This window comes from Pseudomonas sp. GV105 (assembly GCF_003058185.1).
In the GTDB taxonomy this organism is placed as follows: Bacteria; Pseudomonadota; Gammaproteobacteria; order Pseudomonadales; family Pseudomonadaceae; genus Aquipseudomonas; species Aquipseudomonas veronii.
This window is the reverse complement of sequence record NZ_QBUF01000005.1, coordinates 219,328-246,242: the sequence shown is the minus strand read 5'-3', so window position 1 is coordinate 246,242 and position 26,915 is coordinate 219,328. Positions and strand designations below refer to the sequence as shown.

Below are 26,915 nucleotides of genomic sequence, written 5' to 3'. Positions count from 1 at the left end.
TTGAAATATCGAGAAATATGATCATAAGCCTAGGCACAATACGTTAACGAGGGATTAAGACTATTCCTAAGAAACGTGACAGACCGTCCTGTGTTTACTGCGAATTGCCCCACAATGGCTTGTGACACGGGCCTCCATTGCATAGGCTTGCGCGATTGTTTCACCTGCGCCGGGCGCAGGACCGCTTCGAGGAGATAGACGATGGGCTTGAACAACCAGTGGATGCAACGCGACCTTGCGGTGCTGTGGCATCCCTGCACCCAGATGAAAGACCACCAGCAACTGCCGCTGATCCCGATCAAGCGCGGTGAAGGCGTGTGGCTGGAAGACTTCGAAGGCAAGCGCTACCTCGATGCCGTCAGCTCCTGGTGGGTCAACGTGTTCGGCCACGCCAACCCGCGCATCAACCAACGCATCAAAGACCAGGTCGACCAGCTGGAACACGTGATCCTCGCCGGTTTCAGCCACCAGCCGGTGATCGAACTGTCCGAGCGCCTGGTGGCGATGACGCCCGCAGGCCTGACCCGGTGCTTCTACGCCGATAACGGTTCGTCGTGCATCGAAGTCGCGTTGAAGATGAGCTTTCACTATTGGCTCAACCGCGGCCTGCCGAACAAAAAACGCTTCGTCACCCTGACCAACAGCTACCACGGCGAAACCATCGCCGCGATGTCGGTGGGCGACGTGCCGCTGTTCACCGAAACCTACAAAGCGCTGCTGCTCGACACCATCAAGGTGCCAAGCCCAGACTGCTACCTGCGCCCCGAGGGCATGAGCTGGGAAGAACACTCGCGCAACATGTTCCTGGCCATGGAACAGACCCTGGCGGACAACCACGACACAGTCGCCGCCGTAATCGTCGAACCGCTGATCCAGGGCGCCGGCGGCATGCGTATGTACCACCCGGTATACCTCAAGCTGCTGCGCGAAGCCTGCGACCGCTACGGCGTACACCTGATCCACGACGAAATCGCCGTGGGCTTCGGCCGCACCGGCAGCATGTTCGCCTGTGAACAGGCCGGCATCCGCCCGGACTTCCTGTGCCTGTCCAAGGCCCTCACCGGCGGCTACCTGCCGCTGGCGGCGGTGGTCACCACCGAAGATGTCTACAGCGCCTTCTACGACGACTACCCGACCCTGCGTGCCTTCCTGCATTCCCACAGCTACACCGGCAACCCGCTGGCGTGCGCGGCGGCCCTGGCGACCCTGGATATTTTCGAAGAAGACAACGTCATCGAAAACAACAAGGCCCTGGCCCAGCGCATGGCCACGGCCACCGCGCACCTGGCGGACCACCCCCATGTGTCGGAAGTGCGCCAGACCGGCATGGTGCTGGCCATCGAGATGGTCCAGGACAAAGCCACCAAGACCGCCTACCCCTGGCAGGAGCGCCGTGGCCTGAAGGTGTTCGAGCACGCCCTGACGCGCGGCGCGCTGCTGCGGCCGTTGGGCAGCGTGGTGTACTTCCTGCCGCCGTATGTGATTACGCCGGAGCAGATCGACTTTTTGGCGGAAGTGGCCAGCGAAGGGATCGATATCGCCACCAACAGCAAGGTGAGCGTTGCCGTGCCCAAAGACTTCCACCCAGGCTTTCGCGATCCAGGTTGATTTGCCCTTCAAGCTTTGTATTTTTTCCAGAGAACAGACATGAGACTGTCCCGCTTTTTCACCGACACCCCGCTGAGCCTCGGCGATCACGAACTGCCTGAAGCCCAGGCGCACTACATCAGCCGCGTGCTGCGCATGGGCGAAGGCGATGCCGTGCAACTGTTCGACGGTTCCGGCCAGGAGTTTCGCGGCACGTTGCTGGAGGTCGGTAAAAAACACGTCAGCGTGCAACTGACCGAGCAATTCGCCGGGCAGGCCGAATCGCCGCTGCACATTCACCTCGGCCAGGGCCTGTCCCGCGGCGAGCGGATGGATTGGGCGATTCAGAAAGCCACCGAACTGGGCGTCAACGCCATCACGCCGATTTTCAGCGAACGCTGCGAAGTGCGCCTCAAGGACGAACGCGCCGACAAACGCCTGCTGCACTGGCGCCAGGTGGCGATCAGCGCCTGCGAGCAATGCGGGCGCTCGACGGTGCCGGTGATTCATCCACCGCTGCTACTGGCCGATTGGCTGAAGCAGACCGAGGCGGACCTGAAGCTGGTGCTGCACCCGGTGGCAGAGCCGATGGTCAGCCATGCCAAGCCATCGAGCCTGGCGTTCCTGATCGGGCCCGAAGGCGGCTTGACCGACCCTGAAGTCGACACCGCCCAAGACGCCGGCTTCCACGCCGCCCGCCTCGGCCCGCGCGTGTTGCGCACCGAAACCGCGCCGGTCGTCGCGCTGGCCGTCGCCCAACAACTGTGGGGCGACTTCTGACCGGCCCGAGGAGCGGGTTTATTCCACCGGGTCGCTGACCGGGGTGGCGAAGATCGCCTTCAACTCGGCGGTCATCGGAAACTCCAGGTTCAGGCCCTTCGGTGGGATCGGCTGTTCAAACCAGCGCCGGTAAATCCCGTTGATCTCACCGGTACGGTACAGATCGCCCAAGGTGTCGTTGACCACCGCGAGAAACTGCGGATCGTCCTTGCGCACCATGCAGCTGTAGATCTCCCGCGACTGCTCCTCGCCCACCACCACCCAGCGATGTGGGTCCCTGGCCTTGGCGCGCTCGCCGTAGAGCAACGCATCGTCCATATAGAACGCGGCTGCGCGGCCGGTCTCGAGCATCTTGAAGGCTTCGCCGTGGTCCTTGGCGCTGATCACCGACAGGTTGCCGTTGTGCTCGGCGTTGTAACTTTTGAGAAAGCGTTCGTTGGTGGTGCCGGCGGTCGTCACCACGTTCTTGCCCTTGAGGTCGGCGAAGCCTTGGATGCCGCTGTCTTTCGCCGTCAGCAGTTGCCCCTTCACGTAGATGAAGCCGTAGGAAAACGCCACCTGCTTCTGCCGCTCCGCGGTCACCCCGGTAGAACCGCACTCCAGGTCGACGGTGCCGTTCTGCACCAGCGGGATACGGGTCTGGGAAGTCACCAGGTTGTACTTCACGCTAAGGTTGGCCACCCCGGTTTTCTGCTGGATGCGCTCGACAATCTTGTTGGCCAGGTCCACCGAATAGCCCATGGGCTTGCCGCTCTGGTCGCCCACGTAGGAAAACGGCACCGACGCATCGCGATAACCCAAGGTGATGGACTGGGTGCTGGCGATCTTACTCAACGTGCCCTCTGTCGGCGGTTCATTCGCCTGAACCGGCGCGCCGAACAAAAGCCCCAGGGTGCAACCGGTCAACAGGATTTTTCTCATTGTTATTCTCCGTTGGTGTGTGACGATTCAAGCGGCGCGGGGTGCCAGGCCCTGCATATCAATTGATGGCATGTGCTGGCCGATCAGTTCGGCCAGCAGTTGGCCGCTGCCGCAGGCCAGGGTAAAACCGAGCGCGCCGTGGCCCAGGTTCAGCCACAGGTTGCGATAGGCACTGGCGCCAATCAGCGGCACCCCGGTCGGCGTGGCGGGACGCATGCCGGCCCATTCGACCGCCTGGGCGTAGTCGCCGGCCAAGGGGAATGTCTCGACCGCCTGGCGCCTGATCAACGCGAGCCGCTTGGGCTCGAGGCCGGCGTCGAAACCGACGATATCGACCATCGCCGCCACCCGCAATTGCTCGCCGATCCGGGCGTACACGATCTTGCGGTCGTAGTCGGTGATGCTCACATTCGGCGCCCGATGCTGCGCGCCAATCGGCACGCTCAGACTGTAGCCCTTGAGCGGATACAGCGGCAGCGCCAGCCCCGGCAACCCCAACTCAGCGCTGCGATGCCCGGCGGCGAGGACCAGTTGCTCGACCGGCATTACCTCCTCACCCAACTCAATGGCCTGCACCGCACCGGCGCTGTGACGGATCCCGGTGACCTTGCGCCCCAGCAAGAAGCGGCAATGCCCCGACGCTTGCAGGCGCGCCGCCAGGCGTTGGCAGAAGGCGTGACAATCGGCCACTTCCTCGTTCGGCGTGTAGATCCCACCGACAAAACCACCGCTCGCCAGCGCCGGCTCCAGGCGGGTGCAATCGGCCGCCGACAGCACCTGCTGTTGCAGGATATCCGTGACCTTGCGGCGCGCATGCTCGAAGGTGTCGGCGTTGCGAAACGTCACCAGCTTGCCGTTGCGCCGCCAGTCGAAGCCGTCCAGGCGATCATCCTCGCGCCACTGCTGCAAGGTGGCCTGGCTCAGGCTCGCCAGGCGCAGCAGGTGGGCGGCATTGCGCCGGTTCACCGAGCCACGGCAGGCGCCGAGGAACGCCGCCATCCAGCGCCATTGCTGCGGGTCGAGGCGCGGGCGCAGCTTCAATGGCGAATCACCGCGCAGCAGCCAGCCAAGCGCTTGCAGCGGCACGCCGGCATCGGCCAGCGGCGCAACGTAGCGATACGACAACTGCCCACCGTTGGCGAAACTGGTTTCGCGGCCCAGGGTGTCGCGCGCGTCGATCAGCGTCACGTCATGCCCGGCGCGCACCAGCGCGTAGGCGCTTGCCAGGCCGATGACCCCACCCCCGATGATACAAACCTGCCTGGCCATCCCCGCTCCTCGCCGTTGAATAAGACGGCTCAAGCGTAGGGGCAGGTGACAGGCCCGCGACAATGAATAAAGATGGGTCACCTATAAGCAAAGGTTATGGACTCGCCATGCGCTTGCGTCATATCGAAATCTTCCAGGCCATCCGCCAAACCGGCTCCATCAGCGCCGCCGCGCAATTGCTGCACGTCTCGCAGCCGGCGGTGAGCAAAGTGTTGCAGCACGCCGAGTTGCAACTGGGCTTCCCGCTGTTTCTGCGCGTGCGCGGCAAATTGCAGCCCACGCCGGAAGCCCTGGCGTTGGAACGCGAAGTCGAGAAAGTCAGCGAAAGCCTGCAAGGCGTAAGGCGCCTGGCCAAGAGTCTGCGCCGGTCGCCGGCGCAGAGTGTGCGGATCGGTGCGATCCCGGCGCTGGCGCTGTCGTTGCTGCCACCGGCGATTCTGCAATGGAAACGCGCTTACCCGGACATCGCCTGCGAACTGTCCAGCGACCATAGCCGCGAGTTGGTGCAGAAGCTGTTGATGCGCGAAATCGACCTGGCGCTGACCCTCAACTTCGCCGGCCACCCGGGGCTCACCACCCAAGTGCTGGCCAACGGAGCCTTGGTCGCGCTGGCGTCCAAGGGTTATTGGAGCGACGCGCAAACCCACCAGCCGCTGCCCTTGGCGGAGCTGGCGGGAGCGCCGTTGATTGGCCTGTCCAGCGCCGACCCGTTGGCGGCAAAGCTCGACAGTTACCTGGAGAAAGTCGACCCGCCACCACGGGTGAGCCTCTCGGTGCAGACCTACTCCCTGGCTCGCGCGATGGTGGAATCCGGCGCCGGCCTGACCGTCATCGACCCCTTCACCGCCCTCGGCGCGTCGACGACGACCACCTGCATCCGCACGCTCACACCGCCGCTGCCGATCACCCTGTACGCCCTGACCCGCGCCGACGAACCGCCGCCGCACATGTTGGCCAACCTGCTGCAGATCTTCGGTGAACGTGCCCGGGAGCTGCTCGAACGCCTGTAGTCAGCGCCCTCAACCCCACTGAAGAACCAATGTGGGAGGGGGCTTGCCCCCGATGGCGGTGGTTCAGCCAGCATATTTGCCAACTGACACACCGCCATCGGGGGCAAGCCCCCTCCCACATTTTTTAGACCGCGTCGTGCGTTAGAGCACGTAATGCATGATCGCCACGAAATGCAGCAAACTGCCTCCGATCACAAACAGATGCCAGATCCCATGGGAATGCCGCAGGCGATCCTCCAGGGCAAAAAAGATGATGCCGACGGTGTACAACACCCCGCCCGCCGCCAGCCAGATAAACCCCGCCGTGCCCAGCGCGGCAATCAGCGGCTTGACCGCCACCAGCACGATCCAGCCCATCACCGCATAGATCACGATCGACAGAACCCGTGCTTCGGAACGCGGTTTGATCTCCTGCAGAATGCCGATCACCGCCAGCCCCCACACGATCCCGAACAACGTCCAGCCCCACGGCCCTCTTAAACTGACCAGGCAAAACGGCGTGTAACTGCCGGCGATCAACAGGTAGATCGAAAAGTGATCGACCTTCTGCATGATCGCTTTTCGCCGCCCCTGCACGCTGTGATACACCGTCGACGCGCTGTACAGCACCATCAACGTAAACCCATAAATCGCCACGCTGACAATCTTCCAGGGGCTGCCGTCCAGGCTCGCCACCACCAACATCCACACCGCGCCCACACACGCCGCGACTGCACCGAGCAAATGGCTCCAGGCGTTGAATCGTTCCCCGTGGTACATCTGTCACTGACCTCCCGTAACCGTTGACCGCTGGCTGGCAAGCGTCCCGCCTTGCGCATCAGAGTGCAAGGGCCTTATGACGTTCCGGCGACGCCGCACGGTTTTGCGCGCACAATCGGCAGCATTCGAACAAGAGCCACGGCCATGTTGATCGACGAAGAGTTCACCCTCAAAAAGCTGGAAATCTTCCTGGCCTTCATGCGTACCGGCAACCTGGCCCGCGCCGCTGCCGAGCTGCAAACCAGCAACGTCAGCGTACACCGCGCCATCCACTCCCTGGAAAACGCCCTGCGCTGCCCGCTGTTCAAGCATGAAGGCCGCAACCTCACCCCGCTGGAAAGCGCCTACGTGCTCGAAGAGCGCGCACAAAAGCTGGTGCAGGACGCAGTCGACAGCATCCGCCTGACCCGCGAAGCCGCCGGCTTCTCCGCCGAACGCTTCAAGCTCGGCTCGCTGTATTCGCTGACGGTGAAAACCGTGCCGCAGCTGATCATGGGCCTGAAACTGCGCCGCAGCGAACTCAACATCGACCTGATCCTCGGCTCCAACTTCGACCTGCTGTATAAGCTCAAGAACATGGAAGTCGACGCGATCCTGATCTCCCTCGACGAACGCGCCAACGACCCCGATTGCGAACAGATCGCGTTGTTCTCCGACGACATCTTCCTCGCCACGCCCGCCGACTCGCCCTTCGACCGCGACCAGCAGATCGACCTGGCCGACGTGCGCGACGCCACGTTCATCACCCTCACCCAAGGCTTCGCCACCCACCAGGACGGCAACCGTGTGTTCAAGCAAGCGGGGTTCGAGCCGAAGGTGGCGATGCAGGTCAATGACATCTTCACCCTGCTGAGCATGGTCAGTTCGGGGGTCGGTTATGCGCTGCTGCCGGGAAGGATTGCGGCGGTGTATGAGAACCGCGTGAAGCTGATACCGCTGCAACCCCGGTATCGGTTGCAGCAGCATATCGGGGTGGTGTTCTTGAAGGCCAAGGAGCGTGATCCGAATTTGCTGGCGTTGTTGGCCGAATGTCGGATGTATGCCAATCGGCAGGTGACAGCCTGACAGACCGTCATCGGGGGCAAGCCCCCTCCCACATTGAAACGCACTCCAAATGTGGGAGGGGGCTTGCCCCCGATAGCGCCAGCCCAATCACCGCAACACCCCAAAGTCAGCCCACCAACCCTCGCACAATGAAGTACAGCAACGAAGGCCCGAGCAAACAGCCAAGCCCGGTGTGGAACGTCGCGGTCAGCGCGCCATACGGCACCAGGCGCCGATCTGTCGCCGCCAGCCCCGCCGTCACGCCACTCACCGTACCGGCCAGCCCACCGAACACCATCGCCGAACGCGGGTTATCCAGGCCCATCCAACGCGCCGCGACCGGCGTGCCGACCATCACCAGAATCGCCTTGATCAAGCCAGTGGCAATCGACAGCGCCATCACATCCGAGGTCGCGCCGATCGCCGCACCGGTCACCGGGCCGACGATGTAGGTCACGGCGCCGGCGCCGATGGTGGTCATGCTGATCGCATCGCGATAACCGAACACCCAGGCCATGCTTGCACCGACGATAAACGGCAGGATCGTGCCCAGCAGCAGCGCAATCACACCGATCATCCCGGCCTTGCGCGCTTCGGTGGCTTGCACTTCAAACGCCGTGGCGACGATGGCGAAGTCGCGCAGCATTGCGCCGCCCATCAGGCCGATGCCGGAGAACAGCGATATATCCGCCAGGCCTTTTTGCCCGCCGGTCATGGTGCCGCCGACCCAGGCCAGCACCAGGCCGATCACGATGGCAATCGCCGAGCCGTGAACGCGCCCGAACGTCAGACGCTTGGACAGCACCACGGAAATCCACATCACCACGCCCACGAACGCAAAGGCAGTGACCAGGCCGTTATGCTCCAAACCCTTTTCAATGAGAGCCCACATATCAGCGGCCTCCTACGACAGGTGTCGGTGTGATCAGCGGTTCTTCATCGGGCAGCGGTTCGCCCTTGTGCGTGCGGCTGATCAACGCGATGGTGCAACCACACACCACCACCGAACCAATCGCCGCGAGTACCGCGACCGGGCCGCCGTGCAGAGCGGTGACCACGTTTTGCTGTGCGGCCATCGCCACCACCACGGGGATGTACATCGCGCCCCAGAAGCCGACGCCCATTTCGCAATCCTTGGTCATGCCGCCGCGTTTGTGCATCCACAGCCGTGCGCAGATCAGCAGGATCATCGCGATGCCCACCCCGCCCACGTTGGATTTGACGCCGAGCAACACGCCAAGCATGTCGCCCATGATCACGCCCGCGAGCGTGCAGATCGCCAGCAATGCCACACCGTAAATAATCATTGTTGTTGTCCTCAAAGTGCTCGATCGATTTTTTGTTGTTGTGCTTCGAAAGCCTTGGGTGGTGCTTTATCGGTGGCGGCGCTCCTCCTCTTCCAGCAGGGCCTGCAAGGTGTCCAGGCGCGCACCTTCGCAGGCGATCACCGTGCCGTGTTCGAACACGCGGCGTGACAAGCCGGTGAGAACGGCGCCGGGGGGCAGTTCGATCTGCAGGCGCACGCCGCGCTCATAGGCGCTTTGCACGGTGCCGCGCCAGTCGACGACGCGGCACATGTTGAAGGCCAGGTCGTCGCGCAATTGCGCAGGGTCGCGGATCGGCCGCGCCCGGGTGCTGCTCAAGTAGCTGATGCGCGGAGCCTTGAGCGTGACGAACGCTTCAGCCAGCACCTGGGCCGGGCGCTCCAGCAGCGCGCAATGGGACGGCACGCTGACGGCCAGGCGCTTGGCGATGCCGTTGCCTTTGACGCGCTGGGCGACACGCTGCATCGCTTCATCGCTGCCGGCGATCACCGTCTGGTTGTCGGCGTTGATATTGGCCAGGTACACCGGGGTTTCTGGACTATGGATGTCGGCCAGCAGGGTTTCGACAGTGGATAAATCCGGGCCGATCAGGGCGGTCATGCCGTAGCCCTGTGGATAAGCCTGCTGCATCAGTTCGCCACGCAGGCTGACCAGCCGGACGGCGTCGGCAAAGTCCAGGGCACCGGCAATCACCGCCGCTGGGTAAGCGCCGATGGACAAACCCGCCACATAGTCCGGCGTGCGCGCCAACAGGCGCGCATGGGCCACACCCGCAATCAACAGGCACAACTGCACAGCGCGGGTACTGGCCAAGGCTCGCGCAGAGTCGAGTTGGCGAACGTCTTCAGCCAAGGCCTCGCTGGCTTCGTCCAGCACCGACGCGGGCAAATGCCGAAGCATGCCAGGGCGTTGCGCACCCTGCCCCGGAAACACCAGCAGGCTGCTCATACCAGCGCCTGCCAGGGATCGATGACCAGGTGCGCGCCGCTGGCGGTTTTGAGTAATACGCGACGTGACGAGCCGGCCCATTCGCGCAAGGCGACGGCGCCAAACGGGGTTTGCAGTTGCAGGTCCACGGCGCAGACCGCCGTGTCCAGGATCGCCAGCAAGTCCTCGGCGTCGCGTCGCTCCAGCGGCTCGGGGGTGTGCAGGATCAAATCCAGATCGCTGGCGTCATGCAGCGCTTCGATGCCCGTGGCCAATTCAAAACCCGCACTGCCGCTGACGCCCCAATCCTTCTGCGCCAGCAGCGGCCGCAGTTGAGCCAGCGCCCGCAATGCCGGCAAATCCCGTGGCGATGTCACCTCGCGCAGGGCTTGCGGCGTCACGCGCCGCCGCACCAGCGCCAGCGGCATCTGGGCGGCGAAACGCTGCTCGCGCAAACGCCCGCGCACGCCGACCGCCACCTGGCCCGGTTGCGCAATGGCGCGGCGGACCACCACCGGCTGCCCGGCACCGAGCGCCTCCAGCACCCAGGCCGGCGCATCGGCAGGCACATGCGCCGGGGTCATGCCCCAGAGCAGGTCGTGGGCGTTCACCATTGCGCCCGCAGCAGTTGGCGCACATGGCTGGAGGCGGCGCGATGGGGCGCACCCAGGCGACCGCTCAAATCACGGCCATCGACATCCTTGATCGCACTGACCAGGCAATCGCTGACCCGCGCCACATCGTCCTTCGTCGGCTGTTCAATCTGGCTGACCGACAAGGTCTCCCAGAGCAAACCGAGGCTGGCATAACTGTCGATGTCATAGGCCATCGGCGGCACACTGGCGGCCAGGGCTTCGAGCTCTTCGACGCTGCGCAGGGTCACCCGCGCCGCCGAGGCCTTGCCCATGGCGTGAACCATCACGCCGGGGTCGCGCAGGGCGATCAGGCGGTTGGCCTGGTAACCGTGGGCGAGGAACGCGCCGGACATGGCCTTGCCCACCAACAACCCGATCACCGGGTGCCCGGCCAGACGGGCCCGAGCGTAGCTGTCGACCGCGGCGGCCAGGGCTTGATGGATGCCGAGGGCTTCTTCGCGACGGCCATAGGCCTGGCTCGGCACATCGACGATGGCGATCAACGGGCGCTGGTCGCCGGTCGCAATGGCTTCATCCACGGCTTTGGCCAACCCCCAGCCTTCGAGCAGGCCGACTTCGCCATTGCGTGCGCGGGGGAAGCGGTTTTGCGCGTCAGGGACCACGGCGATAAAGCGCACCTTGTGTTCACCCAATACGCCATCGGCGACTTTCAGCGAGTCCGGCAACCCTTCCACGGGTTGGGCGCCGGCACTCAACGCGTTGAACCACTGCAAGCCTCTCATGAGCGTTCTCCCTGATACAGATCGCGAACCGTCGCCGGGTCGATTTGCGGTTCGGCGTCCAGTTCAGCCAGGCGCGCCAGATAGAAGTCGGCGCGGCGACTGCGTTGTTGAGCGGGCAAGCCGAGCTGCAATAGCGCGCTGACGGTCTGCTGAATCTGCGCGACATCGTCCGCCACGTAACGGTCGGCCAAGCCGCTGTTGAAGCGTTGTTCGCCACCGGTCAGGCTCCAGATAAAGGGCCGGTCGCGGGAATCGTATTCATCCAGGCCGGCTTCCTGCTCGATCACCTGCGGACCGTTCAAGCCCAGGCGCGCTTCGCGGGTCACCAGCAGATAGCTGCACAGCCCGGCGGCGATGGACATCCCGCCAAAGCAACCGACGCTGCCCGCCACCACGCCGATCACCGGCTGATACTGGCGCAGATCGACAATCGCGGCGTGGATATCGGCAATCGCCGCCAGGCCCAGGTTGGCTTCCTGCAGGCGCACGCCACCGGTTTCCAGCAGCAGCACGGCGCGGGTCGGGATGCCGTTGCGGTTGTCTTCGGCCGCCAGTTCAAGGGCGCCGGCGATTTTTGCGCCGCCGACCTCACCGAGGCTGCCGCCCTGGAAGTTGCCTTCGATCGCGGCGATCACCACCGGCTTGCCGGCGATATTGCCTTTGGCGATCACCACACCGTCGTCGGCCTGGGGCACCACGCCCTGACGGCTGAGCCAGGGCGACATGACCCGCTCGAACGGGTCGATCAGTTCACGGTAAGAACCTGCGTCCAACAAGGCCCTGGCCCGTTGCCGTGCGCCCAGTTCGACGAAGCTGTGTTTGCTGAGCAAGTCAGTCATGGCCGATCTCCTCGAAGCCCTGTTCCAGGCGCAGGCGCACCACGCCGGGCGTGGCACCGAAGTCGTGGATATCAATGTTCAACGCGGGCGGCGTGTGCTCCTGGAAGATCCGCTCGAACAGGTGCTGCCAGCGCTGTTCGGCGCCATTCACCGAGGTCTGTACCTGAATGCTCAGGATGCCGGGCGTGCCCGGTTCCAGCAGCACTTCGAGGTCGCCCGAACCGACACACCCCACCAGCGCGCGACCTTTGGGCGGCTGCCCGGCGGGAAATTCAAAGGATAAGGTTTCCATCAAAACGCTCCATCGAGGCGGTCGATAAACAGGCAGGCGGCCAACAGGTCGGCGGCGCCGCCGGGGGAGGCATTCAGGGCTAACAGCTGTTGGTCGAGTTCGTGCAAATGGCGGCGACCGGCCAGGGTCGCGCTGCCGCCTGCGTCGAGCACCGCTTGGGCGCCGTGTTGCATGGCGTGCAGGCCCGCAGTGCCGGCGCGGTAGAGCACGCAGGTGTCGGCCAGGGCGGTCATGATCGCGAGCAACGCATCCAGGCGCGCGTTCTGTTCACCGGCCTGTTGCTGGCGGCTTTTGTGCAGTTGCGGCAGGCCGCGTTGCAGCACCGAGGGGAAACCCAGTTGGGCTTCCTCACGGGCACCGCGTGCGCCGTAGCGTTGCGCCACCTGCGCGCCGTGGCTCATGGGTTGCGGGGCATGGCGATCATCGAGTAGGGCCAGTTTTGCCGCTGTCAGGGTTACGGCATTCGGGTGAAGGGATTGGGGTTCCAGTGCCGCTGCCGCAGTGAGTAAGCCGAGGGCCCAGATCGCACCGCGATGGGTGTTCACGCCGAGGGTGGTGACGAGCATCGCCTGTTCACCCTCACGACCGATGCGGCCGAGGGCTTCGCGCAGGGGCAAGCCGACTTCACCGATGTCGCGGGCGGCTTCGGCCATTGCCAGGAACATCGGCCACAGCGACAGCGCCGAGTCATGCATCAGGCCCAGGTGCAAATCGCGGTGGGCGCCGTTGCCACGACGGTCCACCAGGGCCGGTTTGGGCGACAGGTCGGCTTCGTCGATCAGGGCGTCGACGGCCAGGTCCGCCAGGCGTTCGGCAACGCTGAGTGGGTGCAGTTTGAGGGCGCGCATTTACCAGCTCCTGAACTTGGCGGGAGGGTTGTACAAACCGCCGGACCACTCCACCAAGTCGGCCACGCTCTTGGCGGCCAACAACTCACGGGTGGCGTCGGTGCGGCGGATGCCGAGGTCTTCGGGCCAGGCGATCAGGCCCTCACGGCGCATGCGCGCGGTGTCCTTGGGGTTATGGCGCATGCCGATGGCGGTCACCCCGGCGACGGCGGCGATCATCGCCTGGCGCTCTTCCAGGGAGCGCGCCTTGTACAGGTAGGCGATGCCTTCTTCGGTGAGCAAGTGGGTGACGTCGTCACCGTAGATCATGATCGGTGCCAGGGGCATGCCGCTTTTGCGCGCCACCTCCACCGCGTCGAGGGTGTTGACGAAGGTCGGTTTGCCGCCTTCCTGGAACGTCTCGACCATTTGCACCACGAGCTTTTTGCCGCGCTCCAAGAGTGCTTCGGGAGCATCCTCGTGACGCATGTCGAGCCAGGCCGGGGTGCCATGGCGGCGGCCACGCGGGTCGTGGCCCATGTTCGGTGCGCCGCCGAAACCGGCGAGGCGCCCGCGAGTGACCGTGGAGGAATGCCCGTCGCCGTCGACTTGCAGGGTGGCGCCGATAAACAGGTCCACCGCGTATTGGCCGGCCAGTTGGCAGAACATGCGGTTGGAGCGCATGGAACCGTCGCGGCCGGTGAAAAACACATCCGGGCGGGCGGCGATGTAGTGTTCCATGCCCAGTTCAGTGCCGAAGCAATGCACGCTTTCGACCCAGCCGCTTTCAATGGCGGGGATCAGCGTGGGGTGCGGGTTGAGGGTCCAGTTGCGGCAGATCTTGCCCTTCAGGCCCAGGGATTCGCCGTAGGTGGGCAGGATCAATTCGATGGCGGCGGTATTGAAGCCGATGCCGTGGTTGAGCGACTGCACGTTGTGTTTTTCGTAGATGCCGCGGATCGCCATCATCGCCATCAGCACATGCACCGGCTTGATGTGGCGCGGGTCACGGGTGAACAGCGGTTCGATGTAGAACGGCTTGTCGGCCACCACCACGAAGTCGACCCAACTGGCCGGGATGTCGACGCGGGGCAAGTCGGTGACGTCATCCACCAACTGATTGACCTGCACGATGACAATGCCATCGCTGAACGCTGCCGGCTCGATCAGCGCCGGGGTGTCTTCGGTACTCGCGCCGGTGTAGATATTACCGGCGCGGTCGGCCATGAAACCGGCCGAGAGCACCACATTGGGGATCAGGTCCACCACCAGCCGGGCGTAGAGTTCGATGTAGGTGTGGATCGCGCCGATTTCCAGCAGGCCATCTTCCAGCAACTGGCTGATACGCAGGGATTGGGTGCCGGCGAAAGAGAAGTCGAGCTTGCGCGCGATGCCCTTTTCAAACAGGTCCAGGTGCTCGGACCGGCCGACACTGGGCATGATCATGTGCAAATCGTGGAGCTTGGCCGGGTCAGCCTTGGCCAGGGAGCGCGAGAGGAAATCCGCCTGCTTCTGGTTATTGCCCTCCAGCACCACGCGGTCGCCGGGGAGGATCAGGGCTTCGAGGGCCTCGACGATTTTGTCGCTGGGCAGCACGGCCCCATCCGCATACTGCTTGACCAGCCCGAGCCGCCGCTGCTTCTCGTCGCGCCGCCGCGTCCAGCGCGAGTCGGGGGTAATTATTGTTGTCATGGTCGCTCCACGGGTTTGCTGTCGCGGGCTGTACCTTAGGAGTGATTCAGAGGGGCATCAATCAAGCTGGGCGGCGGATCGTTACGGCTGGAGTAATGAATCAGCGACAGACACGGGGTTAAGCCTAATGGGGAGCAACATGCCCCCCAAAACAACCCACGGCGCTACTCGAAGCGAGGTAAATGCGGAACCACCGTCGGCTTTTGCGCACTCACCCATGCGTCGAACCCTCCGGTGATCGATGTTACGTGCAGGTAGCCCATATCAAGCAGCGATACAGCCGCGAGTGCTGCACGCCCCCCCGTTTTGCAGTACAGCACGACCTTAAGGTCTCGCGAACTGAGTGCGGTATCGTTGGACAGTTTAAATTCCAGCATTCCGCGCGAGGCATGCACAGCGCCCAAGATATGACCTGCGGCATACTCGTCGGCTTCACGTACATCAATAAGTACATCCGCATTCTGGATAGCCAGGTCAACGTCTTCGATGGCAACTTCTTCGATACGGGCTTTAGCGTCTACTACAAGATCGTGGGCAGTTTTAATCATGGTATTTGGGAAGCGTCCAGTTGGGAGAGTTAACCGACGTTCAAAGCGGCGCCGCAACACCTGCGCGGCTGCCATCGGTATTAATCATGTGGTCGGCCATTTCGGAAAACATACGTTGCAGCTTCGCATTCAGGACTGCGTCATCCACCTGCTCGTTGATTGCCTGACGCATGCACAGCATCCATTCGTCGCGCTCGACAATACTGACTGCAAAGGGCGCATGTCGCATGCGCAAACGCGGGTGGCCACGTTCCTGTTGAAACAGTGGCGGGCCGCCAAGCCAGCCACTCAGGAACTTGAATAGACTGTCGGCGCTGCCGGCAAGACTCGGCGGGTGCATCTGGCGCACTCTTCGCGCCTCGCACAGCACCTCCATCAATTCGTAAAAGCGGTCGACCAGTTTATGGATACCCGCCTCTCCCCCTAACTGGAGATAAGTACTGGTGTTGTTCTTATGCACGGTACTCAATAGTTCAGTCATATCGTCAGCACTCAATGTTGGAACTTTATCCCGCGGGCAAGCGCATGTGTCACACAGCACTGCCATTGGCAGATGACGCCGCCGTCGTTTATCGCAACGGGCCATGACCAGGCAGTTAGCACGCGCCATGCCAAGAGCGGAAATGTGTTTTTTATTGATTGATAACAAATACTTAACTATTCGAGCACGAAGATGGCAGATGCGTTGGCAGTCACATATTCTGCCAATCGGCTATGACGGCAGTGGTTGGCAGTCAGGGTGCGGGCGAGCGCCTACGACGTGTGGCAGGCCGAGCATTGGGAGCAGCGGATTGATTGAGCTCTGAAGACGAGCGCTAACCTGTGTGGGAGGGGGCTCGCCCCCGATAGCAGTGGCTCAGTTACAGATACTGAGACTGACACACCGCCATCGGGGGCAAGCCCCCTCCCACATTTGTTCGGTGATGTCTTTTAAATAGCGGTCCCCAAAAGGGAGTGATCAGTCGCTGTTTGGGAACGTTTCAAGATGCTGGAGAAGGGCTGACTTGATCCCGCGCTCTGTCGACCAGCAACTGCCCCAAAGCCGCCATTTGCTGGATTCCGAGCATGATTGCGCGCTGCGAGCGACACGTTCATGCAGGGCGCAAAATATTGCAGGAAGAATCCGAACGCTGACTCATCACAACTCCATCACCACCTTGACCGCTCCAAGACCTTCGAGGGCGTAGCTGTTGTACTCATACACGCCCCCCTGAATATCCAACCGAAGCACGCCCTCATGCTCACTTACTTGCACATCGGGTTCTTTGGTTTTCAGAAATGGATGAGCCGACACCAACCCTGTGAGTATTTCCTGATCACTCCCCAGGTCCTTATGAACGTAGTACCTGTAGGAAAAGCCCACCGTCGCACCACCCTGCCCATCCCGCGCGCCGTAGATTGAGGTGCCGTTGCCCAAGGAATGTTTCAACACCACCTCATCCAGATCCGGTGTCCCGGGCGACATGACCCAACTGCCCGCGATATAAATCAGGCAGACCACTAACAGGCAGTTACGCAGGATCGGTATGAAGCCTTCAGTGGCCTTGAGAAATCGCATACTCAATACCTCTCCTTATCCAATATTGATCTCGCGGGTCATCACCAAAAGGATCACCTCCCCACCATGATCCAAAATCCGGATGGGTGGTTTTTGCGATGGTCTGAGCAACACCAGCGGCGCGCAGCAACACGTGCTCAGGAATGCCCAACACCGTACCAGTTGCACCGTAATTGAAGTTACCAAAAGCCTCGTATTGGCGCCCTCGCTTCTTGTAGTTCCATGGCCCGGCAGCTCTGACCTGAGAATAAAACCAGGAGTAGGCGAACGCCGAGCCTGACTGGAGATGAACACGCTTGCATTTGGCTATTGCCATATTTTCTAGAAGTGAAACACCAGGCGGCATTAACGGTACGGCCATGTGCCGGTCCTTGTTGGCAGTGAGGGGTGCTGAAATTGGCATCCCACTCAGGCCAGAAAACCTGCCCAATCAAAGTAAAGAAATTGCCTACATAAACAACATCCCATTCCGACAGAGGCTCGCCCCCGATGGCAGTGGCTCAGTTACAGATACTGAGACTGACACACCGCCATCGGGGGCAAGCCCCCTCCCACATTTGTTCGGTGGTGTCTTTTAAATGGCGGTCCCCAAAAGGGAGTCCCATTCAGGCCAGAAAACCTGTCCAATCCAGGCAAAGAACTTGCCTACATAAACAACATTTAATTCTGACATCAGTGCGCTCAACGCCAACCTGTGTGGGAGCAAGCCCCTCCCACATCGGGATCATCGCAAGGCTTATGTTCAGGCCAGGCCGGATTCAACCAGCAGGGCTTCTAACCCCATCAAATCCGGCACTTTTGCCACATGCTCCCCCACCTGCACCGCCGCCAGTTCCAGCGGGCACAGCGGCACATCCACGTAGCTCAACTGGCTATCGAGTTTGTAGGAGCGGGGAATCCCCTGGATCACCATCGCAATGAACTTCAATGACGGCCGCCCGCCCAGGGCGTTCAGCACGACGATGCGCGAGCGCTCGCCGGTCACGCTGGCTTCACCGCAGGCCGCTTCGAAGCTGATCAGCGGCAATTGCCGGTCGCGCCAGGTCACTTGCCGCAGGTACCAGGGCGGTGCGTCGCTGGCCGGTTCGCCGCGCTGGAAGTCGATCAGTTCAGCGATGGCGACATTGGGCAGCACCAGGTGGCGGTCGGCCAGGGGCAGGAGCAGGCCGGTGAGTTGGCTGGTGCGGTGGTCAAGCATGGGACTTGCTCCAATAGGCGATGCTTTCCAGCAGCACCGACTCCTGATACGGCTTGCCGAGGTAGTCGTTGACGCCGATGGCCATGGCGCGGTCGCGGTGTTTCTGACCGGTGCGGGAGGTGATCATGATGATCGGCAAGCGCATCAGCCGTGGGTCGTTGCGCACCTGGATGGCCACTTCGAAACCGTCCATGCGCGGCATTTCGATGTCCAGCAGCATCAGGTCCGGGGTGTGTTCTTCCAGCACGGCCATGGCGTCGATGCCGTCCTTGGCGGTGAGGACGTTCATGCCGTTGCGCTCGAGCAGGCGGCTGGTGACTTTGCGCACGGTGACCGAGTCGTCCACCACCAGCACCAGCAGCGGGCGCTTTTTCAGCGGCGCGTTGAGCAGCAGCGGGACATCCACCACCTGCGCCGGCAAGGCCGGTTGCCGGGCGCGGATGTGGGCGAGCAGGTCGATGATCAAGACCACGCGGCCATCGCCGAGAATGGTCGCCCCGGAGAGCCCCTTCACCCCGGCAAACTGCGGCCCCAGGCCCTTGACCACGATTTCCCGGCTCCCCGCCATGCTGTCCACCTGCACCGCCACGTGCCGTTCGTTGTACTGCACCAACAGCACGGGAAGCGGTTGGTACTGGCCCAGCAGTTTCGGGCGGGCGACCGTGTGCAGCAGGTCGCCGAGGTAAAACAGCTCATAGCGCTGGCCGGCGTATTCATAACGCGGCGGGTCCAGTTGATAGTGCCCTTCCAGCTCATGGGGCAACACGCGCACCAGGCCTTCGATGGTGTTGAGCGGCATCGCGTATTGATCGTCCGCACACTGCACCATCAGCGCACGGTTGACCGACACGGTGAACGGCAGGCGAATACGAAAATGCACGCCCGCCCCCGGTATCGAATCGATAAACATCGAGCCGCCAAGCTGGCGCACTTCTTCATGCACCACGTCCATGCCCACGCCACGCCCGGAAATCTGGGTGATCTTTTCCGCGGTGGAGAACCCCGGCTGCAGGATGAACTGCAACACGTCATGGTCGCTGATCTCTTGATCAGCGGCGAGCAGGCCGCGCTTGATCGCCTTGCGCCGTACCGCATCGAGAGACACGCCGGCACCGTCGTCGCGCAGGTCGAAGACGATATCGCCGCCTTCGTGGGTCAGGTCCAGGGTGACGCGGCCCTTCTCGGGCTTGCCGGCCAGCAGCCGCGCCTCGCGGGACTCCAGGCCGTGATCGACGGCGTTGCGCAGCATATGTTCCAGCGGCGCGACCATGCGTTCCAGCACGTTGCGGTCCATCTCGCCCTCGGCATTGCCGACCACGAATTCCACGTCCTTGCCCAACTCCTGCGCGACCTGGCGCACGATGCGCTTGAGGCGCGGCAGCATGCGTTCAAAGGGCACCATGCGCGTTCGCATCAGGCCTTCTTGCAATTCGGTGTTGATGCGCGCCTGTTGCTGCAACAGGTCGTGGGCATCCTGGTTGCGGCGTTCGAGGGTTTCCTTGAGGTCGAGCAAGTCGGAGGCAGACTCGAACAACGCCCGGGACAGTTGCTGCAACTGTGAATGACGGTCCATTTCCAGCGGGTCGAATTCGTCATAGTCCAAGCGCTCGGCTTCGGCCTGCTGACGGCTGAAGAGGCGGCCCTGGGTTTCGCTGTCGAGCCGACGCAGTTGGTCGCGCATGCGCTCGAGGGTGGTTTCCACCTCGTTGAGGGCAACCTGCGCGTCGTTGACCTGCTGTTCGATTCGGCCACGGAAGATCGAAGTTTCACCGGCCAGGTTGACTAGGTCGTCCAGCAGGTCGGCGGAGATTTTCACCATGTCGGCCGTCGGTTCGACAGCCGCTTCGGCCTTGCCCGTCACCAACGCCACCGCCGCCACCGGCTCATCGCTGGGGTGGACCAGGCTCTTGATGCGCTCGATGAGTTTGTCCACCGAGCCCACCGGCAAGCCCGCCGCCACCGCATCGATCATCTGCGCCAGGCGGTCGTGACAACCTTGCAGCAAGGCGAACAACTCAGAGGACGCCACGAGCAAACCGGAGGACAAGCCTTCGTAGAGAAACTCCAGCTCATGGGCCAAGTCGCCGATCGGGCCGATCTCGACCATGCGCGCACCGCCCTTGAGGGTGTGCAGGTCGCGCAGCAGGGTTTCGACTTCCTGGCGGTTATGGGGCTCAGCCTGCCAGCGCAGCAACGCCGCGCCCGAGCTGTCGAGAATGTCGGCAGCTTCTTCGAGGAAGATATCCAGCAATTCAGGGTCGATGCCCAAGGTATGCGCGGCCGCGGCCGGCGCTGCGGGCGGGCCGCTGTGGCGCAACGCCCGGACTTTGGCGATCAACTCACTGGAATCGCTCAGCGCCTGATGCTCTTGCAACTGGTCCAACTGCAACGCCAAGTGCTCATGACTGGACATCAGTACCTGGGACAGCTCGCCGGAATAGCTGTAGCGGCGGTCCGCCAGGCCTTCGTAAAGGCCTTCCAGCTCGTAGGCAAGGTCGCCGACCGGCCCGATTTCGGCCATGCGCGCGCCGCCCTTGAGGGTGTGCATATCGCGCTGCAACGAGGTCAACGGCGCTACGCCCTCGGGTTCCAGCAACCAGCGCTTGAGGGATTGCCCGGCGCTGTCGAGGATATCCACGGCTTCTTCGAGGAAGATCTCGACGATCTCATCATCTACCACCGCGTGCCGATCCAGGCGGGCCGTCGCGGCGCCCAGTTCGGAGATGCTCAGCGCACGGCTGCCGTCGCTTTTGATCAGGCCGGTGGCGGACGGATCGAGGGCGCCATCCAGCAGCTCGCGCAAGGCTTGCATGCGCGTCGGGGCCGGGCTGATTTCCTGGCCGGCGGCCAGTTCGTCGAGCATGTTGATCAGCGCTTCGTGGGCCTGTTCGGCCTCCTGGAAAAACCGCTCGCTGACCGCCAGGCTGCTTTCTTCCACGGCGCCGTAAAGGTCGAGCAGGGCTTCGCACAGTTCGTCGATGGCGTGCAGGTCGGCGAGGTGCGCGCCCTGCCCCAGGGTGGTCAATTCATCCAGCAGCGCGGTCAGTTCCTGGCGTTCGCCGGGGTGTTGTTGCCAGCGGCGCAGCAGGCTTTCGGCGTCGAGCAGGATGTCCATGCCCTGGGCCAGGAAGTTGTTGATCAACTGCGGATCACGCTTGATCCGCAGCCCGGTGCTCGGCGCTTCGAGCTGGGCTTGAAGCTGCTGATCGAGCAGGCTTTGGGTGCGACCGATCAGGTCGGCGGCCCCTTGGATCGGCATCAGCGGGTCGCCGTTCAACTGGCGCAAGCCCCGTTGGAACAGGCCCTCGGCCTCCAGCAGCAGTTCCACTTCATCCAGGTCCAACGGCAGGCGGTGGGCCTTGTACTCGCGGGTCAGGTGATCGAGCGGGCGCGCCAGTTCGGCGATCGGCAGCACGCCGGCCATGTAGGCGCTGCCTTTGAGGGTGTGCAAGGCGCGTTGCAGCTCATCGCTGACTTGCAGCGGCACATGCTCGGCGGCCTGGCGCAGGAAATGGTTGAGGCTGTCGAGGTGGCTCTGGACTTCGTTGCGGAAGATCTCCAGCAGCATCGGGTCATGGGGTTCGGCAGCCGCCACAGCAGTGCCGCTGGCCAACGCGTGGGCGCGCGCGGCCAGGGCGTCGACCGCGTCCCGCTGGCGCTGGGCACCGGCGGCGAAGTCGGCGATCAGTTCCGGCAGCAGGGCCACTGCTTCATCCAGCACCTGTTGCACCTCGGGGCCGGCGGCCACGCTGCGCTCCAGCACGCGGTTGAGCAGGTTCTCGACGGCCCAGGCCAGTTCCGCCAGCACCAGGGCCCGCACCATGCGGCCGCTGCCTTTGAGGGTGTGGAAGGCTCGGCGCATTTCGCCGAGGGCGGTTTTATCGACGCCGCTCGGTAGATGGTGGTGCAGCACCTCGAGGACTTCGGCGGTCTCTTCGAGGAACACTTCACGCAGTTCGTCGTCGATCGGCTCTTCACCGGCCGGCGGTGGCAGCAGGCTGCCGGGGCGTTGCAGGGCGGGCGGGTTCAAGCGCGAAGCGGGATTGGCCAGCGCGTCGAACTGGGACTGGCTCGGCGTGCTCTCGCTCGACAGCGCGCCATCCGGCGCCACCAGCGCCTGGCGCCAGGGCTTTTCGGCAGGCAGGTAACCCAGCGCGGCCAGGCCCCGGGTGGCCAGCTCCAGCACCCGTTCGCCAGCGGCGTCGGGGTCTTGGAGCATGCGTTCCAGGTAATACTCCAGGCCGCTGATCACGTCGGCGAAATGCTCCAACTGCTCTGCGGACGGCACTGCGTCGTTGATCATCAGTTGTTCATCGACGTAATCGGTGCAACCGCGCATCAGGCTCGCTGCGCGTGGCAGTGGAATCATCGCCAGGGCGCCGCGCACCTGGCTCAACAGCTCCGGCAGGGACTCCAGGCGCTGGCGCTCCCACTGGGCGTCGATGCAGTCGATCACCAGCTCTTTGGCTTGCTTGAGGCACTGGCAGGACTCGCGGATCACCAACTGATGAATCTGCGTCAGGTCGGTGGTGGGCAGGCGGCTTTCTTCGCGGTTTTCCGGCTCGACCGTGCCCGCCATCCCGGCCAGCGTGGCTTCGACGTAGAGCAACGCGCCGGCGACATCCATCAGCACCGCATCGTTGGGTTCGCGCTGGCCCTGGGCCAGGCTCAACACCACCGCAAGCTGGTCGATGATGACTTTGCGCGGCTGGCCAAAGCCCAGCACCGCGAGGGTATCGGCGATTTGCCGCAGCGGCGCCAACAGCGCATCGAGGTCGCTGGTGTGTTGACGGTCGCTGCGCACGAACAGGTCGAGGCGTTCCTTGACCCGCACCAGCTCCTCGCACAACGCGCCGAGCACCGAGCCCATCGCATTGCGGTCCGGCCCGGCCAGGCGCGCCCGTTCGGCATCGACCACGGCGCTGTCGGGCAAGGCTTCATCGAGGCCGTAGCGTTCTTTCAGGCTTTGCATGCGCGGCGTTGGCCGGGTGACTTTGGCGACGTAGAACAGCAGGCTCTTGAGCAGTTCATCCGGCGCCGGCTGGTTGATGCCGCCAATGCCCTGGACAAGTAGGCGCTTGAGTTGCTTGTCGCTGGCCTTGAGCAGGCTGCGCAGCGCCGGGCTGTTGGCGATCACGCCGGTCAACATGCCCTCGACCAGCGCCGAGGTGACTTGCCACAGCGGCAACAGCGGCGCGCCCTGGCACAGCGCTTCGAGGCGCGCGAAGACCCGCGCCATGTCTTCCAGGTTGCTCGGGCCGTGATCTTCGCGCAGCAACCCGGCCAGGGCTTGTTGCAGCAGCAAGTGCCACTGGCGCACCTGCTCGTTCAGGTCCGGCGGCGCGCGTTGCGCCAGCGTTTCTTCGGACAACGGCGCAATCGACAGCAGTTGCGGGCTGAACAGGCTGGTTTCGGACAACAGGCTTTCGCCGCGCGCACTGCGCAGGTCGTTGAGCAGCGGCAACACCACCAGCGGCAAGTCGCGGCGCGCGCTGTGGATGCGGTCCAGGTACAGCGGCAATTGGCCGAGGGCTTGTTGTAGCAGGCGGATGCTTTCATCGCGCTGGCTGACGCGCCCGGCCTGCAGGGCCAGAGCCAGGGCTTCGATTTCTTCGGCGAGCAGCGCCGCGCCGTAGAACTCGACCATTTGCAAGGCGCCATGCACTTGATGGATGCACGCCAGGCAGTCGCCGAGGGTGTCGTTGTCGGTGGTTTCGACAAACGCGTCCAGCGCCGAACGGGCCTGTTTCAGGGTTTCGGCAATGTCGCCCTTGACCCATTCGAGGGCCACGTAGTCGTGCCGATCAACCATAACTGCTCCGCTTAGAATTCATGAGTTGCTGGTGTTCTTGAAACAAAGAGCGAGATCACATGTGGAGGGGGCTTGCTCCCGATGACGGTGTATCAGTCACCTGATTCATTGACTGACCCACTGCCATCGGGAGCAAGCTCCCTCCCACATTTGGATTGCATTTCAATCATCAGCCTGCTTAGCAGCCGGGAGGGTGAAGCCCGATACTGAGCGGCGCAGCTGGCTGGCCATTTTCGCCAGGTTGCCGATGCTCTCGGCGGTGGCAGTCGAGCCCGATGAGGTCTGGCTGGTGATCTGCTGGATGACGTTCATGGTCAGCGAGATCTGCCCCGCCGACGACGTCTGTTGCTGCGCCGCGTTGGAAATACTCTGGATCAGCGCCGCCAGGGTTTTCGACACGCCTTCGATCTCTTCCAGCGCCACCCCGGCGTCCTGGGCCAGCCGTGCGCCGCGCACCACTTCAGTGGTGGTCTGTTCCATCGAGATGACGGCTTCGTTGGTGTCGGCCTGGATCGCCCGCACCAGGGTTTCGATCTGCCGCGTGGCCGCCGAGGAGCGCTCGGCCAGGCGTTGCACTTCATCGGCAACCACCGCGAAGCCGCGCCCGGCATCCCCGGCCATGCTTGCCTGGATCGCGGCGTTGAGCGCAAGGATGTTGGTCTGGTCGGCGATGTCATCGATCAGGCTGACAATGTCGCCGATCTCCTGGGACGACTCGCCCAGGCGCTTGATGCGCTTGGCGGTGTCCTGGATCTGCTCGCGAATGTTGTCCATGCCGTGGATGGTGTTGTGCACCACTTCATTGCCCTTGTTGGCGATTTCCACCGAGCGCTCGGCCACCGCCGAGGATTCAGCGGCGTTCGCCGACACCTGATCGATCGACTGGGCCATCTGCTTGATCGCGGTGGAGGCCTCGGCGATCTGCTGGGCCTGATGCTCCGAGGCCTGCGCCAGGTGCATCGCGGTGGCCTGGGTGTCCTGCACCGCGCCGGCGACCTGGCCGGCGGTGAGGTTGATGGTAGCGACAAGGTCGCGCAGTTGGTCCACGGAATAGTTGATGGAGTCGGCGATGGTGCCGGTGAAGTCTTCAGTCACCGAGGCCGTCACGGTGAGGTCGCCGTCGGCCAGGTCTTCGATTTCATCCAGCAGGCGCATGATCGCGTTCTGGTTGCGCTCGTTCTTCTCGGCGGTTTCCCGCAGTTGCTGGTTGGTGGCGCGGACCATCACCAGGCCGATCAGGATGATCGAGGCCAGCGCCAGCAAGCCCAGCACATAGCCGCCGATCGTGTCAAAGCTGCGCCCGCCGGCGAGGTTTTCAAAGCCGGTGGCCAGGTGCGAGGCTTCATCGAGCAGGGTTTGCGAGAGGTTGAAAATATTGCTCGCCGAGGCCCGGACCTGGAACAGTTGCGGCGAGGTTTCGAGAATCTCGTCCACGGAGCCGGAGACAAACTCGAACAGTTCGGCGATTTCCGCCAGGCGCGCCCGTGCGTCGTGGTCCTCGACCTGGGTGATGCGCAGCCCGGGGTTGCCCTGGAGCATGCCGGTGAGCACCTGGCCGAAGCGGTTGGCATCGCGGCCAAAGGCATCGGCGGCCTGCGCGGCGGTTTCGTCACCGGCCAGCACGGTGTTGACCGCCCCCAGGATCCGCTCGGCCAGCAGCGACTGGCGCTGGGCCAAGGCCACCTGGCTGGCCGGGGCGCCGCGTTGCAGCAGGATATCCACGACCTTTTCCGATTCCATCTGCAGTTGCGGCACGGTTTCGGCCAGGGTCGCGGCAACTTGATGCAACGACAGCACGGTCTGTTCGCTGGCGAGGATCGCGTCGGTGTTTTTCAGCAGCGCTTCCCAATCGGTCTGCACCGCCCGCATCTCTGCACGTACCGCACTGGGCGCGGCGGGCAGGCCGGTGTCCGGGTCGCCCTTTTTCAGGTAACCCCAGCGCCGGGCAAAGTCATTGCGCGCCTCCGCCAGCAACTTGAACGCCGCGGCCTTGCCGGCGGCGGCTTCGGTGGCGTTCTTGGCGATACGCTGGGACAGCACCCGCAACTCGCCGGCGTGGCCGATGTACTGCTTGTCGTAGGTGGACTGGGTGTTGAGGTACGCGAAGTTGGCGAACAGCAACATGATGAACACGATCAGCGCAATAAACAGCACGATGATCTGCGAGCGGCTGCGTGAGCCTGCCTGGGGTTTGGGCGTGGTAGCGGTGGTCATGCGGCAACATCCATGAAGCCAGGGGCCTGGGCCAGAGCGAAGGGGCTGAAGACCTGCCACTGCTGATCAGCGTCGAACCGGCCACTGATAAAGGGCACGCCGGGGGTGGCGCTGGGCAACAAGGTGTCTTGTGCGAAATGCTGCATACCCACCACCTCGTCCACCAGCAGCCCGATAAATATGTCCTGGTATTCCACGACCAATACCCGCCGCTGCTTGTCTGCCTTGGACAGCGCATGGCCGAGGAACCCACCGAGATCCATCACCGGCAGCAGGCGCCCACGCAGGTTAGCGACTCCTCTGATCCAGGTCTTGACCCCGGGCATTAAAGTGCAGCGCGGCTCATGCAGCACTTCGGCGACTTCGCGCATGGGCGCGACAAACCACTGTTCGCCCACGCGAAAGCCGATCCCGCTCCAGCCTTGCAGGCGGGTTTCCTGGGACGGCAGGTCAGCGGCCAGCAGGCGACAGCGGCGGTCGATGTCCAGCAGCAGCTCGAAGGCGGTTAGCGACTCGGTCATGATGGCGTGCCGTCAGCGGGCCAAGACCTTGTTCAGGGTGGCGATCAGCGTGGCTTCGTCCACCGGCTTGGTCAGGTAATCCTTGGCGCCCTGGCGCGCGCCCCAGATTTTGTCGGTTTCCTGGTCCTTGGTGGTGATGATGATGATCGGGATGCCATTGGTTTCCCGCTCCTTGGACAACTGGCGGGTGGCCTGGAAGCCATTGAGGCCCGGCATCACGATGTCCATCAAGACCGCGTCGGGCTTTTCCTGGCGGGCCAGGGCCACGCCGTCGGCACCGTTTTCCGCTTTCAAGACCTGATGACCGTGCTTTTCCAGCATGCCGGTCAGTTTGTACATTTCGGTCGGCGAATCGTCGACGATCAGAACACGTGCCATGGTTTTCCCCACTACATTGGAAGACGCACGCCCTTG

The 26,915-nt window shown here is 63.3% G+C and carries 25 protein-coding genes and 1 pseudogene; 4 read left to right on the top strand and 22 right to left on the bottom strand.

The window, feature by feature from the left end; genetic code table 11:
- Positions 1 to 201 precede the first annotated feature (201 nt).
- Positions 202 to 1,608, top strand: coding sequence for an adenosylmethionine--8-amino-7-oxononanoate transaminase (locus tag C8K66_RS11795; protein ID WP_046381777.1), 1,407 nt, complete (start codon positions 202 to 204; stop codon positions 1,606 to 1,608).
- 39 nt (positions 1,609 to 1,647) lie between these two features.
- Positions 1,648 to 2,367: a 16S rRNA (uracil(1498)-N(3))-methyltransferase gene (locus C8K66_RS11790; protein WP_017844975.1), complete on the top strand. Its 720-nt coding sequence runs from the start codon at positions 1,648 to 1,650 to the stop codon at positions 2,365 to 2,367.
- Between the two features lie 18 nt (positions 2,368 to 2,385).
- On the opposite strand, the gene C8K66_RS11785 is transcribed toward C8K66_RS11790, so the two are convergent.
- Both C8K66_RS11785 and C8K66_RS11780 read right to left on the bottom strand, forming a co-directional pair.
- The gene (locus C8K66_RS11785) at positions 2,386 to 3,288 is read right to left on the bottom strand and encodes a transporter substrate-binding domain-containing protein (RefSeq protein WP_046381776.1); all 903 of its coding nucleotides are present in this window, start codon (positions 3,286 to 3,288) and stop codon (positions 2,386 to 2,388) included.
- A gap of 27 nt (positions 3,289 to 3,315) precedes the next feature.
- Complete coding sequence (locus tag C8K66_RS11780; protein ID WP_108524885.1) at positions 3,316 to 4,557, bottom strand: D-amino acid dehydrogenase; 1,242 nt, start codon at positions 4,555 to 4,557, stop codon at positions 3,316 to 3,318.
- 107 nt (positions 4,558 to 4,664) lie between these two features.
- Here C8K66_RS11780 and C8K66_RS11775 point away from each other — a divergent pair, with 107 nt between their 5' ends.
- On the top strand, positions 4,665 to 5,567 hold the full coding sequence (locus tag C8K66_RS11775; protein ID WP_046381774.1) for a LysR family transcriptional regulator: 903 nt from the start codon (positions 4,665 to 4,667) through the stop codon (positions 5,565 to 5,567).
- A gap of 141 nt (positions 5,568 to 5,708) precedes the next feature.
- Here C8K66_RS11775 and C8K66_RS11770 read toward each other — a convergent pair whose 3' ends face one another.
- On the bottom strand, positions 5,709 to 6,326 hold the full coding sequence (locus tag C8K66_RS11770; protein ID WP_017844979.1) for a hemolysin III family protein: 618 nt from the start codon (positions 6,324 to 6,326) through the stop codon (positions 5,709 to 5,711).
- Positions 6,327 to 6,470: 144 nt separating this feature from the next.
- On the opposite strand from C8K66_RS11770, the gene C8K66_RS11765 reads away from it, so the two are divergent.
- On the top strand, positions 6,471 to 7,391 hold the full coding sequence (locus C8K66_RS11765; RefSeq protein WP_017844980.1) for a LysR substrate-binding domain-containing protein: 921 nt from the start codon (positions 6,471 to 6,473) through the stop codon (positions 7,389 to 7,391).
- Positions 7,392 to 7,497: 106 nt separating this feature from the next.
- On the opposite strand, the gene madM is transcribed toward C8K66_RS11765, so the two are convergent.
- From madM to pilH, 19 genes and pseudogenes are all read right to left on the bottom strand, one after another.
- Entirely contained in the window at positions 7,498 to 8,262 is a 765-nt protein-coding gene (madM, locus tag C8K66_RS11760; protein WP_017844981.1) for a malonate transporter subunit MadM, read from the bottom strand.
- Position 8,263: 1 nt separating this feature from the next.
- Entirely contained in the window at positions 8,264 to 8,677 is a 414-nt protein-coding gene (gene madL / locus C8K66_RS11755; RefSeq protein ID WP_017844982.1) for a malonate transporter subunit MadL, read from the bottom strand.
- A 66-nt stretch (positions 8,678 to 8,743) separates the two neighbouring features.
- The gene (mdcH, locus tag C8K66_RS11750; RefSeq protein WP_108524883.1) at positions 8,744 to 9,643 is read right to left on the bottom strand and encodes a malonate decarboxylase subunit epsilon; all 900 of its coding nucleotides are present in this window, start codon (positions 9,641 to 9,643) and stop codon (positions 8,744 to 8,746) included.
- Positions 9,640 to 10,236, bottom strand: a complete 597-nt coding sequence (locus C8K66_RS11745; RefSeq protein ID WP_046381772.1) for a malonate decarboxylase holo-ACP synthase — start codon at positions 10,234 to 10,236, stop codon at positions 9,640 to 9,642. Before C8K66_RS11745 ends, mdcH begins: the two co-directional genes overlap by 4 nt.
- Positions 10,230 to 11,000, bottom strand: coding sequence for a biotin-independent malonate decarboxylase subunit gamma (gene mdcE / locus C8K66_RS11740; protein WP_046381771.1), 771 nt, complete (start codon positions 10,998 to 11,000; stop codon positions 10,230 to 10,232). Before mdcE ends, C8K66_RS11745 begins: the two co-directional genes overlap by 7 nt.
- The gene (locus C8K66_RS11735) at positions 10,997 to 11,839 is read right to left on the bottom strand and encodes a biotin-independent malonate decarboxylase subunit beta (RefSeq protein WP_108524881.1); all 843 of its coding nucleotides are present in this window, start codon (positions 11,837 to 11,839) and stop codon (positions 10,997 to 10,999) included. The genes mdcE and C8K66_RS11735 overlap by 4 nt, the downstream gene beginning before the upstream one ends.
- The gene (locus tag C8K66_RS11730) at positions 11,832 to 12,131 is read right to left on the bottom strand and encodes a malonate decarboxylase subunit delta (RefSeq protein ID WP_046381769.1); all 300 of its coding nucleotides are present in this window, start codon (positions 12,129 to 12,131) and stop codon (positions 11,832 to 11,834) included. The genes C8K66_RS11735 and C8K66_RS11730 overlap by 8 nt, the downstream gene beginning before the upstream one ends.
- Positions 12,131 to 12,979 (bottom strand): triphosphoribosyl-dephospho-CoA synthase, encoded by an 849-nt coding sequence (locus C8K66_RS11725; protein ID WP_108524879.1) that lies wholly within the window; start codon positions 12,977 to 12,979, stop codon positions 12,131 to 12,133. Before C8K66_RS11725 ends, C8K66_RS11730 begins: the two co-directional genes overlap by 1 nt.
- Positions 12,980 to 14,650 (bottom strand): malonate decarboxylase subunit alpha, encoded by a 1,671-nt coding sequence (gene mdcA, locus C8K66_RS11720; protein ID WP_046381767.1) that lies wholly within the window; start codon positions 14,648 to 14,650, stop codon positions 12,980 to 12,982.
- A 164-nt stretch (positions 14,651 to 14,814) separates the two neighbouring features.
- Complete coding sequence (locus C8K66_RS11715) at positions 14,815 to 15,195, bottom strand: rhodanese-like domain-containing protein (protein ID WP_046385155.1); 381 nt, start codon at positions 15,193 to 15,195, stop codon at positions 14,815 to 14,817.
- A gap of 43 nt (positions 15,196 to 15,238) precedes the next feature.
- Positions 15,239 to 15,679 (bottom strand): group II truncated hemoglobin, encoded by a 441-nt coding sequence (locus C8K66_RS11710; protein ID WP_017844991.1) that lies wholly within the window; start codon positions 15,677 to 15,679, stop codon positions 15,239 to 15,241.
- 499 nt (positions 15,680 to 16,178) lie between these two features.
- Positions 16,179 to 16,280: pseudogene (locus tag C8K66_RS31610) on the bottom strand (DUF6124 family protein); the annotation flags it as partial.
- Between the two features lie 56 nt (positions 16,281 to 16,336).
- Complete coding sequence (locus tag C8K66_RS11705) at positions 16,337 to 16,756, bottom strand: hypothetical protein (RefSeq protein WP_046381766.1); 420 nt, start codon at positions 16,754 to 16,756, stop codon at positions 16,337 to 16,339.
- Positions 16,734 to 17,117: a polymorphic toxin type 44 domain-containing protein gene (locus C8K66_RS11700; protein WP_079444867.1), complete on the bottom strand. Its 384-nt coding sequence runs from the start codon at positions 17,115 to 17,117 to the stop codon at positions 16,734 to 16,736. Before C8K66_RS11700 ends, C8K66_RS11705 begins: the two co-directional genes overlap by 23 nt.
- Before the next feature lie 381 nt (positions 17,118 to 17,498).
- On the bottom strand, positions 17,499 to 17,954 hold the full coding sequence (locus C8K66_RS11695; protein ID WP_017844993.1) for a chemotaxis protein CheW: 456 nt from the start codon (positions 17,952 to 17,954) through the stop codon (positions 17,499 to 17,501).
- Positions 17,947 to 23,766, bottom strand: coding sequence for an Hpt domain-containing protein (locus C8K66_RS11690; RefSeq protein ID WP_108524877.1), 5,820 nt, complete (start codon positions 23,764 to 23,766; stop codon positions 17,947 to 17,949). Before C8K66_RS11690 ends, C8K66_RS11695 begins: the two co-directional genes overlap by 8 nt.
- Positions 23,767 to 23,928: 162 nt before the next feature.
- Positions 23,929 to 25,980 (bottom strand): methyl-accepting chemotaxis protein, encoded by a 2,052-nt coding sequence (locus C8K66_RS11685; RefSeq protein WP_046381764.1) that lies wholly within the window; start codon positions 25,978 to 25,980, stop codon positions 23,929 to 23,931.
- Positions 25,977 to 26,501 (bottom strand): chemotaxis protein CheW, encoded by a 525-nt coding sequence (locus C8K66_RS11680; protein WP_108524875.1) that lies wholly within the window; start codon positions 26,499 to 26,501, stop codon positions 25,977 to 25,979. Before C8K66_RS11680 ends, C8K66_RS11685 begins: the two co-directional genes overlap by 4 nt.
- Positions 26,502 to 26,513: 12 nt before the next feature.
- Entirely contained in the window at positions 26,514 to 26,879 is a 366-nt protein-coding gene (gene pilH, locus C8K66_RS11675) for a twitching motility response regulator PilH (protein ID WP_017844997.1), read from the bottom strand.
- Positions 26,880 to 26,915 lie beyond the last annotated feature (36 nt).